At 71.6% G+C, this 13,425-nt stretch carries 10 protein-coding genes; 3 read left to right on the top strand and 7 right to left on the bottom strand.

Annotated elements, in window-relative coordinates; translation table 11 throughout:
• Window positions 1-112 precede the first annotated feature (112 nt).
• Window positions 113-1,765, bottom strand: coding sequence for a D-alanyl-D-alanine carboxypeptidase/D-alanyl-D-alanine-endopeptidase (dacB, locus tag ACFU5F_RS20635; protein ID WP_383889121.1), 1,653 nt, complete (start codon window positions 1,763-1,765; stop codon window positions 113-115).
• A 79-nt stretch (window positions 1,766-1,844) separates the two neighbouring features.
• Here dacB and ACFU5F_RS20630 point away from each other — a divergent pair, with 79 nt between their 5' ends.
• Both ACFU5F_RS20630 and ACFU5F_RS20625 read left to right on the top strand, forming a co-directional pair.
• Entirely contained in the window at window positions 1,845-2,333 is a 489-nt protein-coding gene (locus ACFU5F_RS20630) for an inorganic diphosphatase (RefSeq protein WP_013001685.1), read from the top strand.
• A gap of 187 nt (window positions 2,334-2,520) precedes the next feature.
• A complete protein-coding gene (locus tag ACFU5F_RS20625; protein ID WP_383889118.1) occupies window positions 2,521-4,197 on the top strand; it encodes a threonine/serine exporter ThrE family protein in 1,677 nt (558 codons plus the stop codon).
• A gap of 69 nt (window positions 4,198-4,266) precedes the next feature.
• Here ACFU5F_RS20625 and ACFU5F_RS20620 read toward each other — a convergent pair whose 3' ends face one another.
• The 3 genes from ACFU5F_RS20620 to ACFU5F_RS20610 all read right to left on the bottom strand — a co-directional run bounded on the left by ACFU5F_RS20620 (window position 4,267) and on the right by ACFU5F_RS20610 (window position 8,671).
• Complete coding sequence (locus tag ACFU5F_RS20620; RefSeq protein ID WP_383889115.1) at window positions 4,267-5,268, bottom strand: VTT domain-containing protein; 1,002 nt, start codon at window positions 5,266-5,268, stop codon at window positions 4,267-4,269.
• A gap of 177 nt (window positions 5,269-5,445) precedes the next feature.
• Window positions 5,446-6,207, bottom strand: coding sequence for a MerR family transcriptional regulator (locus tag ACFU5F_RS20615; RefSeq protein ID WP_383889112.1), 762 nt, complete (start codon window positions 6,205-6,207; stop codon window positions 5,446-5,448).
• Window positions 6,208-6,607: 400 nt separating this feature from the next.
• Entirely contained in the window at window positions 6,608-8,671 is a 2,064-nt protein-coding gene (locus tag ACFU5F_RS20610) for a helix-turn-helix domain-containing protein (protein ID WP_383889109.1), read from the bottom strand.
• 204 nt (window positions 8,672-8,875) lie between these two features.
• Here ACFU5F_RS20610 and ACFU5F_RS20605 point away from each other — a divergent pair, with 204 nt between their 5' ends.
• Window positions 8,876-10,318: a glutamate decarboxylase gene (locus tag ACFU5F_RS20605; protein ID WP_383889106.1), complete on the top strand. Its 1,443-nt coding sequence runs from the start codon at window positions 8,876-8,878 to the stop codon at window positions 10,316-10,318.
• 118 nt (window positions 10,319-10,436) lie between these two features.
• Here the strand turns inward: ACFU5F_RS20605 and ACFU5F_RS20600 are convergent, their stop codons facing one another.
• From ACFU5F_RS20600 to ACFU5F_RS20590, 3 genes are all read right to left on the bottom strand, one after another.
• Window positions 10,437-11,078 carry a PadR family transcriptional regulator gene (locus ACFU5F_RS20600; protein ID WP_383889104.1) on the bottom strand — a complete coding sequence of 214 codons (642 nt, stop codon included), beginning with the start codon at window positions 11,076-11,078 and terminating at the stop codon, window positions 10,437-10,439.
• A gap of 25 nt (window positions 11,079-11,103) precedes the next feature.
• Complete coding sequence (locus tag ACFU5F_RS20595; RefSeq protein WP_383889102.1) at window positions 11,104-11,649, bottom strand: DinB family protein; 546 nt, start codon at window positions 11,647-11,649, stop codon at window positions 11,104-11,106.
• A gap of 123 nt (window positions 11,650-11,772) precedes the next feature.
• Window positions 11,773-13,233, bottom strand: coding sequence for an aldehyde dehydrogenase family protein (locus tag ACFU5F_RS20590; protein ID WP_383889098.1), 1,461 nt, complete (start codon window positions 13,231-13,233; stop codon window positions 11,773-11,775).
• Window positions 13,234-13,425: the final 192 nt, after the last annotated feature.

Genomic DNA, 13,425 nt, shown 5'->3' with positions numbered 1-13,425 from the left:
GGTGTGCGGGGGTGGGTTCGTGGTTGCTCGCGCCCACGCGGCGGAGCCGCACGTCGACTCTGCCCCGCGTCCCTGGGAGCTCGGGGCTCCGCCCCTGCCCTCCCCCGCGGCCTCAGCGGCAGCCGCAGGTCGCCAGGGTGGAGGTGGCGTCGGTCAGGGCCTTCTTGGCGAGGTCGGTGTCGGCCATGTCCGTCTCCGTGGCGAGGAAGGCGAAGGCGAGGAGGCGGCCGTCGGCGTCGACGACCGTGCCGGCGAGGGTGTTCACGTTGCTCAGGGTGCCGGTCTTGGCGCGGACGACGCCGGTGCCGGTGGCGTCGCCGGAGTAGCGGCCGCGCAGGGTGCCGGTGAAGCCGGCGACGGGCAGGCCGGTGAGGACGGAACGGAGTGCGGGGTGGGCGGGGTCCGCGGACCTGGCCAGGAGGGCGGTGAGGAGGTCCGGGGTGAGCCGGTTGCCCCGGCTCAGGCCGCTGCCGTCCGCGAACGCGACCCCCGCGAGGGGCAGTTCGAGCTTCTTCAGCTCGCTCTTGATGGCCGCCGCGCCGCCGTCGAAGCTGGGCTTCCCGTCCGTCGCGAGCGCGACGTGGCGGGCGAGGGCCTCGGCGATGTCGTTGTCGCTGTGGGTGAGCATGCGCTCGACCAGGGTCGTCAGAGGCGGCGAGGAGACCGCGGCGAGTTCCGCGGCGTCCTTCGGGGCCCGGGCGGAGCCCTCGGTCCGCGTCCTGATGCCCCGCTCCTCCAGGAGGTCCGCGAACTTGGCGGTCGCGGCCGCCGCCGGATCCGGGTCGCGGTCCGCGCTGCCGCTGGACGAGTCGTTCAGCCGGGCCTCGTCGGCCATGAGCGGGACGACCAGGGCGAGGTTGCCGTTGGGGCCGATGGTGTGCTGCTCGGGGCCCTGGTAGAGGGAGGTGTCGTAGGTGAGGGTGATCTTCTTCAGGTGACGCTTGTCCAGGGCGGCGGCCGTCTCGTCGGCGAGGGTGCGCAGACTCGCGTAGCCGCCCGTGTCCTTGTGCGCGGTGAGGGTGGGATCGCCGCCGCCGACGAGGACGGCCTCGGCGGAGCCGGGGGCCAGGACCACGCGGGTCCTGAGGCGATGGTCGGGGCCGACCGCCGAGAGGGCCGCGACGGCCGTGGCGATCTTGGTCGTGGAGGCGGGGGTCAGGGCGTCGTCCGCGTTCTGGGCGTACAGCTGTTCGCCGGTCCTGACGTCGACGACGGCGGCCGCGCGGCGGGGGCCGAGGACGGATGCCTTCAGGAACGGGTCGAGGGCGGCGGCCAGGGCGCCGGACTCGGGCAGGGGGTTCGCGCCGGAGGCGCCGTCGACGCCGGCCAGCACGGCGGGGGCGCTCGGCGCGGGCTTGGGGGCCCCCGCCGTGCCGGACGACCTTCCCGTTCGGCCGCGCCCGTGATCTGCGCCACCCTGACCGGCCCCCGATGCGGCCCAGTCGCGCTCGGCCGTACGCTGACCGGAGGAGTCCCAGGGTCCGGCGGCGGTCACCGCCCCGGCCGAGAGCACCAGCCCCAGGGTGGCCGCGCCGGCGGTGAACTGGAGGGTCGTGAGCTTCTTCGCGCTCCCCGTGAGCTGCGAGGAGCGTGCCGTGACGGCGCTCGTGACGCGTTCGACGCCGGGTTTCACCGCCCGTGCGACGCGCGCGGCACCGGGTCGTACGGCGCGCGTGACGCGCGCGATCCCCGGTTTCACGCCGTGCGCGACCCGCGCCACATGCGGTCTCGCGGCCCGCCAGACCTTCGGCTCCCGCACGACCACCAGCCCCTTTCGCGATCACCCACCTGCGTGAGGGACACTTAACCACCAGAACTATGTGTTGATCATGGAGGAGCCACCGGTGGAGTTCGACGTCACGATCGAGATTCCGAAGGGTTCGCGGAACAAGTACGAGGTGGACCACGAGACCGGTCGGATCCGCCTGGACCGTCGACTCTTCACCTCGACCGCCTACCCGACCGACTACGGCTTCGTCGAGAACACCCTCGGCGAGGACGGCGACCCGCTGGACGCGCTGGTCATCCTGGACGAGCCGACCTTTCCGGGCTGCCTCATCAAGTGCCGCGCGATCGGCATGTTCCGGATGACGGACGAGGCCGGCGGCGACGACAAGCTGCTGTGCGTCCCGGCGACCGACCCGCGTGTGGAGCACCTGCGTGACATCCACCACGTCTCGGAGTTCGACCGCCTGGAGATCCAGCACTTCTTCGAGGTCTACAAGGACCTGGAGCCCGGCAAGTCCGTCGAGGGCGCCGACTGGGTCGGCCGCACCGAGGCCGAGGCCGAGGTCGAGAAGTCGTACCTGCGCTTCAAGGAGCAGGGTCACTGACCCCGGCCACTCCGGTCGGCTGATCGTACGAACGGGCCGCGTGACCCCTTGTGGGGCGCGCGGCCCGTTCGTGTGCCGGTGCGTGTCGGTGCGCATACTGAGGCGTACCGAGGTGTCGTTCAGGGAGTGCGGCGAAGTGGGAGTGACGGAACCGGGGAAGCGCGGACCCGGGGAGGGTCGTAAGCCGGTGTCGGACGAGGCGGGCGGGGCGTTCGTGCCCGTGGGCGTGGTCCTGGGGATCGACGGCGACGCGTCGGTGACCTCGGAGTTCCAGGTCCCGGCGGGGCTGGACGTACCGGTCGCCGGGACCGAGTCGGAGGCGCAGACGACCTCCGAGTTCGCTCTGCCGGAGGGGCTGGCTCCGCCCGAGCCGGTGGCGGCGGAACAGGAGGTGTCCGCCTTCAGCGTGCCGCGGACCTACAGCGCGCGGCACGCGCCGGTCGCCTTCACACCGGCGGGCGGGGTCCCGGCCGTCAGCCTGACCAAGGACGTGCCCTGGCAGGACCGGATGCGCACGATGCTGCGGATGCCGGTGGCGGAGCGGCCCGCGCCGGAGCCGCCGGCGCGCGCGGAGGGCGACACGGGGCCCGCCGTACCGCGTGTGCTCGACCTCACACTGCGTATCGGCGAGCTGTTGCTCGCCGGTGGTGAGGGCGCGGAGGACGTGGAGGCGGCGATGTTCGCCGTCTGCCGGTCCTACGGCCTCGACCGCTGCGAGCCGACCGTCACCTTCACCCAGCTGGCGGTCACCTACCAGCCGTCGCTGGTGGACGACCCGGTGACGGCGGCCCGGATCGTGCGGCGCCGGGCCACCGACTACACCCGGCTCGCGGCCGTCTTCCATCTGGTGGACGACCTCAGTGCCCCGGAGAGCGCGATCTCGCTGGAGGAGGCCTACCGGCGGCTCGCGGAGATACGGCGTAACCGGCACCCCTACCCCGGCTGGGCGCTGACCGCGGCGAGCGGACTGCTCGCGGGCGCCGCGTCCCTGCTGGTCGGCGGTGGGGTCGTCGTGTTCGTCGCGGCCGCGCTGGGCGCGATGCTCGGCGACCGGCTGGCCTGGCTGTGCTCGGGGCGGGGGCTGCCGGAGTTCTACCAGTTCCTCGTGGCGGCGATGCCTCCGGCGGCGATCGGAGTGGCCCTGACGGTCACGCACGTGGACGTGGCCGCGTCCGCCGTGATCACCGGTGGGCTGTTCGCGCTGCTGCCCGGACGGGCGCTGGTCGCGGGTGTGCAGGACGGCCTCACCGGCTTCTACATCACCGCCTCGGCCCGGCTCCTGGAGGTCATGTACCTCTTCGTGGGCATCGTGGTGGGGGTGCTGCTCGTCCTGTACTTCGGCGTGAAGGTGGGCGCCGAGCTGAACCCGGACGCGGCGCTCGGCAGCGCGGACCGGCCGCTGCTGCAGCTCGGGGCCTCGATGCTGCTGTCGCTGACCTTCGCGGTGCTGCTCCAGCAGGAACGATCCACCGTGCTGGCGGTGACCCTCAACGGGGGTGTCGCCTGGGCCGTCTACGGGGCCATGCACGAAGCGGGCGGGATCTCGCCGGTGGCCTCCACGGCGGTGGCCGCGGGGCTCGTGGGGCTGTTCGGGCAGCTGCTGTCGCGCTACCGGTTCGCTTCCGCCCTGCCCTATACGACCGCGGCGATCGGACCGCTGCTGCCGGGCTCGGCGACGTACTTCGGGCTGCTGGGGTTCGCGCAGAACGACGTGGACGCGGGGCTGGTGTCGCTGACGAAGGCGGCGGCGCTGGCGATGGCCATCGCGATCGGGGTGAATCTCGGGTCCGAGGTGTTCCGGCTGTTCCTGCCGGGCGCGGCGCGGGCGGGACGGAAGGCCGCGAAGCGCACGCGAGGCTTCTAGCGGCGCCGGGTGCCCGTGGGACCGAGCGGCCCCGTGCCCCTCACGAGCGGGGCGCGGGGCCTTGGCCGTTCAGTACCGCGGGTAGTCCTGGCCCTGGCCCTGGTGACCCTGCTGGTTCTGGTTCGGGGGGTACTGGTTGTTCTGGGGGTACTGCTGGGCGTACGGCTGCTGTTGGGGCTGCTGGTAGCCGTAGTCCTGGTGGCCCTGGTCGCCCGGATGACCTTGGTGCCCCTGGTGGCCCTCGTTGCCGTAACCCTGCTGCGGGTAGCCCTGGTTGCCGTAACCCTGGTTGCCGTATGCCTGGTTGCCGTAGCCCTGCTGGTCGTAGCCCTGGCCGGGGTCGTACGGCTGCTGCTGGGGGCGGTCGGAGGAGGGGACGCGGCGGAGCTGGGTCGTCGCGTCGTCCATGGCCGGGGCGGCGGAGGGCTGCGGGGACTGCTGGGGCTGGTTCTTCTTCGCCTTCCTCGCCTTGAGGAGTTCGATGATGATCGGGAGCACCGAGACGAAGACGATGAGCAGCAGCATCGCCTCGATGTTCTTGCGGACGAAATCGATCTGCCCGAGCCAGGAGCCGAGGAGCGTGACACCCGCGCCCCAGAGGATGCCGCCGACGATGTTGAAGATGAGGAACGTGCGGTACCGCATGCCGCTGACGCCGGCGATGATCGGCGTGAACGTGCGCACGATGGGCACGAAGCGGGCCAGAACCAGGGACTTCGGGCCGTGCTTCTCGAAGAACTCGTGGGCCTTGGTGACGTTCTCCTGCTTGAAGAGGCGGGAGTCGGGCCGCTTGAAGAGTGCGGGGCCCACCTTCTTGCCGAACATGTAGCCCACCTGGTCGCCGACGATCGCGGAGACGCAGATCAGGACGATGGCCGCCCAGAGCGGGAAGTCCAGCACGTCGGTGGCGATCAGCATGCCCGCCGTGAACAGCAGCGAGTCGCCCGGCAGGAAGAAGCCGATGAGGAGGCCGGACTCGGCGAACACGATCAGGAGCAGGCCCCAGATGCCGAACGAGTTGAGCAGATAGTCCGGATCCAACCAGCTCGGTCCGAGGGCGATCGTCGTCACGGTTCCGGGCTCCTGGGGGGTGAGAGACAGTGCGGGCCTGTGGGCGGGGGCCCACGACGGTGGGGCCCACAGGGGTGACCAAAGCTATCAACGCACGGTCACCCCGCTAGGTTCCACCGGCTCCCCCAGGGTGCCCTGTGGCCGCACTGAGACCAAGCTGTGTGGTCAGCGGTGGGATCAGGGGCGCCGCCGGGCCGCGTTGGCGTGGATCGCGTCCCGCAGATGCTCGGCGAGACCGGGGCGCATGGCGTCGTAGAACGCCTTGAAGCGCTCGTCGGCGACGTACATCTCGCCCAGGTTCCCGTGCATCTCGTACGGGCAGTCGTAGAACCAGGTGCAGATGTGCTGCCGGTGCTCCTCGGCCATGGCCATGGCCGCCTCGCCGGCCGGCTCCTCGCCGGCGGTCATCAGGGCGTCGTAGCGCGCGCCCCAGGCGGCCACCTCGTCCTGCATGCGCTTCCAGTCGGCCTTGGTGTACGAGGCGGCCCGGCGCTGCGACTCGGCGTACGCCTCCGTGCCGCCCCAGCGCTGTTCCGCCTCCTCGGCGTACTGGTCGGGGTCCTTGTCGCCGAAGACCTCGAACCGTTCCTCGGGGGTGAGGTTGATGCCCATCTTGCGTGCCTCCATGGCGTGCTCCACGGCCGCGGCCATCTTCTGCAGCTTCTCGATCCGGGCGGTCAGCAGGTCGTGCTGGCGGCGCAGGTGCGTCCGCGGGTCCGCGTCCGGGTCGTCGAGCAGGGTCGCGACCTCGTCGAGGGGGAAGCCGAGTTCCCGGTAGAACAGGATGCGTTGGAGCCGGTCGAGGTCGTCGTCGCCGTAGCGGCGGTGACCGGCGCCGGTGCGCTCGCTCGGGACGAGGAGTCCGATCTCGTCGTAGTGGTGCAGCGTGCGCACCGTGACCCCGGCGTAGCCGGCGACCTGTCCCACGGTGTGACCCATGCTTCCGCTCCCTTTCTCGGTACGAGTCCCAGCGTGGGCCCTCACGTCACGTGAGGTGCAAGTCCCTCGTGCCGTAGGCGCCGGCCGGTGCGGACTGTGCAATTCCGCAGGACTCGGTGCTGGTGAAACGCACTGGCGTCGGGTCCCACGCGTCTCACTGTGCACAACGCGAAGCCTGGGCGCCGGGACTGTGCATCTGTGCCATGGCCCGCTGCCGGGCGGTCCTCCTACGGTGTGTCCGTCGACGAGACGCCCGGCCCGCCACGGGGGTGCGGGCCAGGCGTTGCGTCGACGGTCCGGCCACTGAGCCTGCGCCGCCGGGCACCCGAACTGCCCGCGCACGTGTGGGGGCACGTGCGCGGGTTCGCTTCCCGGTGGGTGGGGCGAGGGGGCGTACGGGTCAGGAGCGGGGCGGCTGGGTCAGGGCCGGGCGGCCCAGCAGGACGTGCAGGGCGAGGGCGATGTCGGCCACCGTCACCACGTCGGTGTCGGTGATGCCGACCGTCCGGGTCGAGAAGTCCATGCCGAGGAGGGCCGCCGCGTCCCGGGTGTGGTTGCGGACGGTGGCCTCGGAGAGGCCCAGTGCGCGGGCGGTCGCCCTGGTGCTGAGGTCGGTCTCCAGCCAGACGCACAGGGTCTCGACGAGGCCGCGCTGATCCGCCCGTACGGGGCGCAGCCGCTCCTCCGCCCACGCCGTGGGACCGCCGTCCTCGGCCGCGGCCGCCATCAGCGCCGCGAAGTCCGGTGCCCGGGAGTGGTCGGGGACGTCGGCGTCCGAGGGGGTGTCCGGGTCCGGCAGGGCGAGGATGTCGAGGGCGAGCAGCGTCAGGACGCGGTCGTTGGCCGAGCCGCGGAGGTCGAGGGAGAGGATCTTCCCGGCCCGGGTGAGCCGCTGGGTGACCGTGTTGCGGTGGACGCCGAGGCCGCCGGCGGCTTCGGTGTGCTTGAAGCTGAGGGCGGTGGGGAGGGTCTCCAGCAGGAGCTTCCGCTCGTCGCCGCGGCCGGGGAAGTCGTCGAGGAGCGGGGACATCAGGGCCGCCGCCCATGCCTTCGCCTCCCGCCGGGGCAGGAGTGGGGCGAACTTGGCCTTGGAGCCGCCCAGCCGCACGCGGTGCGGGGTCCCGGCCGCGTCGCCGACCGCGGTCAGGGCCTCCAGGTAGCCGACCGCGGTCTCGGCGAGCGGATGCAGTCGGCTCTGGCCCATCAGATGGCCGTCGCGGGCCGCGATCATCTCCTTGAGGACCGTCTCGACCCGGTCGCTCTCGCGGACGGGGTCGAGGATGAGGATGTGCTTGGGCTTGCCCGGACAGGCGGAGACGATCGCCTGCTCGGCCAGGGCCCGCTCGCACCAGCTGAGGGTGGCCTCGCGCTCCTGCGGGCCGGTGTCGACGATGTAGACGCGTGCGGTCTCGGTGTCCAGCAGGGCCTGCGCGGCGCCCGTGTAGACCACCTGCGCCAGAACCGTTTCTCCGCGCATGAGCAGCTGGAACGCGGCGTGCCGCACCGCCCTCGGGGTCTGCGTTCCGGCCTGGTGCTCACGGCGCGCCTGATCGCACAGGCCGAGGAGCTTCGCCGCGTGCTGGATCAGGGCCGTGCCCGCGCTGTCGAAGGGGGTGCGGGAGGCGAGGGCGAGCCGGACCTCGTCCGCGTCGGCCGGGAAGCCCGGGGCGCCGGGAGCTGCGGGGGCTCCCGGGGAGACGGGCACGATACGGGTGTGCAGGGCGCCGCCGGGGGCGCCCGGCTCCGGTGGGGTCTCCGCTCCCAGCCGCATGGCGTGCTGCGCGCTGTGCTGGGCGCCGTGCGCGCCGTGCTGGGCGCCGTGCGCGGCGGTGATGACGGCGTGGGCGAGCCCGGCGGGTGCGCTGTCGGGTACGGCCGCCAGGACGCCGCGGCGGGCCGAACTGACGAGCACCTCGGCCTCCAGGGTCACGGAGAGCCAGTCGGCGATGCGCCGGGCGGCCGTGGGGTCGGCGAGACGGGCCGGCAGCCGGTTGAGGAGACCGTCGAGGCGGGCCGCCTGGCGCTCCGCGAACTCGGCGCGCCGCAGCCGCAGATCCTCGTTGACACGCCCCCAGGCGGCGGTCTCGGCGGAGGTCGCCAGCAGGGGCAGCTCCAGGCGGTTCGCGGCGGTGAGGACGGCCTCGGGGAGGGTGCTCAGGACGTGACCGGGGGTGCCGATCACCAGACCGGCGGCCTTGCGCCTGGCCAGGAGCCGGATCAGGTGGTCGAGCGCGCGCAGGTGCGCCCGGGTCGGGCCGGGGGTGCTCAGCGTGACCAGGAACAGCGTTCCGCTGTCGGCCGGGGCGTCCACCGCGAGGTCGCCGGGCGGGTGCGGCGGGTCGGGCAGCGGGTGGGTGACGACCTCGGTGACCCTGGTCGCGCCGTAGCGGGAGGCGTGGCCCGGCTGGAGGAACCTCAGTCGCAGCCGCTGCCGCTCGTTGATCAGATAGTCAAGGGTGGGCAACTCCGCCGTCCCTCCCCGGTCGCGCACGTGGGTCCGCGGAACGCTCAACTCCACCTGCTGTGTTCACTCTTGTCATATGTGATGTGCATTCGGCAGCGTAATCGACGCGGGATACGGCCGGCACCTCGTCCTCACGCACCACCCGCACCCCTGACGCACACACGTGAGATGCGCGCCCCCGGCGGCGGACCTACCGTCGGACCCATGCCACTGCACCGATGGGACAGCGACGAAGCGCAGGACGGCGGGACCGGCCGGAAGGACGGACACCGGCTCGCCGTGAACCCCTTCTACGGCCAGGCCGCCAACCCGGTGGGCGGGATGACCGAGGCCCCGCCCAAGCACCGGCTCCCGGACGCGCCGCTGCCCCCCTCGACGGCGTACCAGCTCGTCCACGACGAACTCATGCTGGACGGCAACTCACGGCTCAACCTCGCCACCTTCGTCACCACCTGGATGGAGCCGGAGGCCGGGGTCCTGATGGGTGAGTGCCGGGACAAGAACATGATCGACAAGGACGAGTACCCGCGCACGGCCGAGCTGGAGCGGCGGTGCGTGTCGATGCTCGCCGATCTGTGGAACGCGCCGGACCCGAACGCCGCCGTCGGCTGCTCGACCACCGGGTCCAGCGAGGCCTGCATGCTCGCCGGGATGGCCCTCAAGAGGCGCTGGGCGAAGCGGAACGCCGACCGGTATCCCTCGGCGGACGCCCGGCCCAACCTCGTGATGGGCGTCAACGTCCAGGTGTGCTGGGAGAAGTTCTGCAACTTCTGGGAGGTCGAGGCCCGCCAGGTGCCCATGGAGGGCGACCGGTTCCACCTCGACCCGGCGGCGGCCGCGGCACTGTGCGACGAGAACACGATCGGGGTCGTGGGCGTCCTCGGCTCCACCTTCGACGGGTCGTACGAGCCGATCGCCGAGCTGTGCGCGGCACTGGACGACCTGCGGGACCGTACGGGGCTGGACGTGCCCGTCCATGTCGACGGCGCGTCCGGCGCGATGGTCGCCCCCTTCCTCGACGAGGAGCTGGTGTGGGACTTCCGGCTCCCCCGGGTGGCGTCGATCAACACCTCGGGGCACAAGTACGGGCTGGTGTACCCGGGAGTCGGCTGGGCGCTGTGGCGGTCCTCCGAGGAGCTGCCGGAGGAGCTGGTGTTCCGGGTGAACTACCTGGGCGGCGACATGCCCACGTTCGCGCTGAACTTCTCGCGGCCCGGGGCGCAGGTCGTCGCGCAGTACTACACGTTCCTGCGGCTGGGGCGTGAGGGGTTCCGGGCCGTGCAGCAGTCGACGCGGGACGTGGCGACGTGGCTCGCGGAGCGGGTCGGGGCGCTCGGCGACTTCCGACTCCTCACGCGGGGCGACGAGTTGCCGGTGTTCGCCTTCACCACGGGTGAGGACGTCACCGCGTACGACGTCTTCGACGTGGCCCGGCGGATGCGGGAGAGGGGGTGGCTGGTGCCGGCCTACACGTTCCCGGAGAACCGGGAGGATCTGTCCGTGCTCCGGGTGGTGTGCCGCAACGGGTTCACGTCGGATCTCGCGGGGTTGTTCATGGAGGACCTCGGCAGTCTGTTGCCCGAACTGCGGCGGCAGCGAGGGCCGTTGACGCGGGATGCGGGGGCGGCGACGGGGTTCCACCACTAGGGCGCGCTTGGGGGCGCGGGTCGGCCGCCTCAGGGGGCGGGGGTGGCCGTTGGTCGGCGGGTGCGGGTGGGGTGTGGCTTGTCGCGCAGTTCCCCGCGCCTCTCAGGAGCGGGGGCGTTCAGTGGTTGTCCTCCGGGTGGCGTTCCGCCGTGGCGTACGGGTTCTTCTGGCCCGGCGGGAGGATGCCGATGAAGGGGGCGCCCTCGCCGGCGAAGGTGTAGGCGCCGGCGCGGATGCGGTCGATGAGGGCGCGGGTCCAGTCGGCGCCCGTGTCGGCTGAGTGGATCCAGTAGTTCATGATCTCGCCGATGTGGCCGAGCTGCCCGGGGCCGTCCTCCGGGATGTAGTACTCGGTCACGGACCTGCGCCACTTCTCGATGGAGCGCAGCCGCTCCTCCAGGAGCCCCAGCACCTCCTCGCGGCCGAGGTCGGTCATGGTGCCGAGGCCGGCGGAGAGGACGTCCGGCTGCTGGTCGTAGGCGGTGAGGGACTCGCGCACGAGCCGCAGGTACTCCTCGGTGCCCTGCTCCGTGATCTCGTACTCGGTGCGGGGCGGCCCGCCGGCAGTGGAGGGGGCGATCTCGTGCGCGAGCAGCAGTCCCTGCTTCGCCATCTGCTTGAGGGCGTGGTAGATCGAGCCGGGTTTGGCGTTGGACCACTCGTGCGCGCCCCAGTACTCCAGGTCGTTGCGCACCTGGTAGCCGTGGGCCCGCCCGTGCTGGCGCACGGCGCCGAGCACGAGAAGACGGATCGCTGACATGCGCCCAGCGTAGGACCACCGGGGGTCACCCCCAGCTCGTCCCCTGCTCCTTCGCCACCAGCTCGAAGGCGGTGGCACCGTCCAGCGACTCGCGGATGATGTCGGCGTGACCGGCGTGCCGGGCCGTCTCGCGGATCAGGCACAGCATCAGCCAGCGCATCGAGACCGACTCCTTGGGGAACCAGGCGGCCTCCGGCAGCGGGAAGGTGTCGTCGAGGCTCGGCACCGCGCGGATGAAGTCCTCGGTGTCCGCGGCGACCTTCTCCCAGTACGCGAGCTGCGACTGCACGGTCTCGTCGCGGACCAGGGCGAAGGTCTCGTGCCAGTTCGTGTCGTCGCGGTGCACCGCGGGAGCCTCGCCCTTGGCCCGGGCCACCCAGCTCTGCTCGGCCTCGATGACGTGCTTGAGGAGCCCGGCCAGATTGAGTTCGCTGGCGCTCGGCCTGGCGCGGGCCTGCTCGTCGCTCAGGCCCAGCAGCGCGCGCCGGATGCCACCGCGCTGCTCCTCCAGGAAGGCGAGCAGCGCCCCCCGCTCGTCGCCCTTGGCCTCTGCTGGCACGTGCTTGACCATGACCGGTTGCCCTCCGTCGGGATCGGGGGCCCTGGAGCCCCTCTGACACCGACCAAGCTACGGACCCTTGCGGTCAGGTTCTGTCCGCAAGGGTCCGGGGGCGGGAAACCGGTCGCGAGAGGATCAGAACGGGAAGAAGCTCCGCTGGTGCTGGACCGAGATCCACTTCTGGGAGGTGAACGCGTCCACCGCCGTGTCGCCGTTGAGGCGGCCGACGCCGGAGTGCTTCTCGCCGCCGAAGGGGACGAGGGGCTCGTCGTGGACGGTGCCGTCGTTGACGTGAAACATGCCGGTGTCGATCTGCTTGGCGAAGTTCACGCCCCGCTCGATGTCGGCGGTGTGGACGGCGCCGCTGAGCCCGTACGGGGTGTCGTTGACGAGGCGGACGGCCTCGTCCTCGCCGTCGAAGGGGATGAGGAAGGCGACCGGGCCGAAGACCTCCTGCCGGAGGAGGGAGGAGTCGGCGGGCAGGCCGGTGAGGACGGACGGCTCGACCAGGTTGTCGGTCGTGGAGCCGTGGACGAGCGCCGTGGCGCCCTCGGCGAGGGCCTGCTCGACGACGGCCCTGAGGGCGTCCGCCTGGGAGGCGTTGATGACCGGGCCGATGACGGTGCCCGGGTCGCTCGGGTCGCCGACCTTCAGGGACCTCACCTTGGCCACGAACTTCTCGGTGAACTCGGCCTGGAGGGAACGGTCGACCAGGACGCGGTTGGCGGCCATGCAGACCTGGCCCTGGTGGACGTAGCGCGAGAAGACGGCGGCGTCGACGGCGTAGTCGATGTCCGCGTCGTCCAGGACCACCAGGGCGCTGTTGCCGCCCAGTTCGAGGATCGCGCGCTTGAAGTGCGAGGCGGCGACGGTGGCGACGTGGCGGCCGACCTTGTCGGAGCCGGTGAAGGAGATGACCTTGGGGATCGGGTGCTCGATGAAGGCGTCGCCTATCTCGGCGATGTCGGTGACGACGACGTTGAGCAGCCCGCCGGGCAGGCCGGCCTCCTCGAAGATCTTCGCGACCAGGGTGCCACCGGTGATGGGGGTGTTCTGGTGCGGCTTCAGCACGACGCCGTTGCCGAGGGCGAGGGCCGGGGCGACCGACTTGATCGAGAGCAGGAAGGGGAAGTTGAAGGGGCTGATGACGCCCACGACACCGACCGGTACGCGGTAGAGGCGGTTCTCCTTGCCGTCGACCGGCGACGGAAGGATTCTGCCCTCGGGGCGCAGTGCCAGCTGGATCGACTCGCGCAGGAACTCCTTGGCGAGGTGCAGTTCGAACCCGGCCTTCAGGTGCGTGCCGCCCAGCTCGGCGATGATCACCTCGGTGATCTCGCGCTCGCGCTCCTCGATGACCTTCAGGGCCTTCTCGAAGACCGCGCGACGCGCGTAGGCGTTGACCTGGGCCCATTCCTTCTGGGCCGCCTGTGCGGCCCGGTAGGCCTCGTCCACCTCGTCGACCGTGGCGATGGTGATCGACGCGAGCTTCGCGTCGTCGTACGGGTTGAAGTCGATGATGTCCCAGGAGCCTGAGCCCGGGCGCCACTCGCCGCCGATGTACTGCTGAGCCAGGTCGGTGAAGTAGGACGACATGTGATCCTCAATCAGTCGGCATCGATCAAGATTGATCACTCGTCATCGTACGTGCGCGTAAAGGGAGTTGGAGAGCAACTCGGGAGACTCTGTGAAGACCCTGAGAGAACCCGGAGAGAGACGCGGGTACCCCGGGGAGGGCCCGGCGGACGTGCGGCAGGGCCAGGCGCTCAGGAGAGCTGCAGCAGCCCC

Source organism: Streptomyces sp. NPDC057438, from assembly GCF_042802995.1.
Lineage (GTDB): Bacteria > Actinomycetota > Actinomycetes > Streptomycetales > Streptomycetaceae > Streptomyces.
The sequence above is the reverse complement of the archived record's forward strand: the minus strand, read 5'-3'. Positions and strand labels throughout refer to the sequence as shown.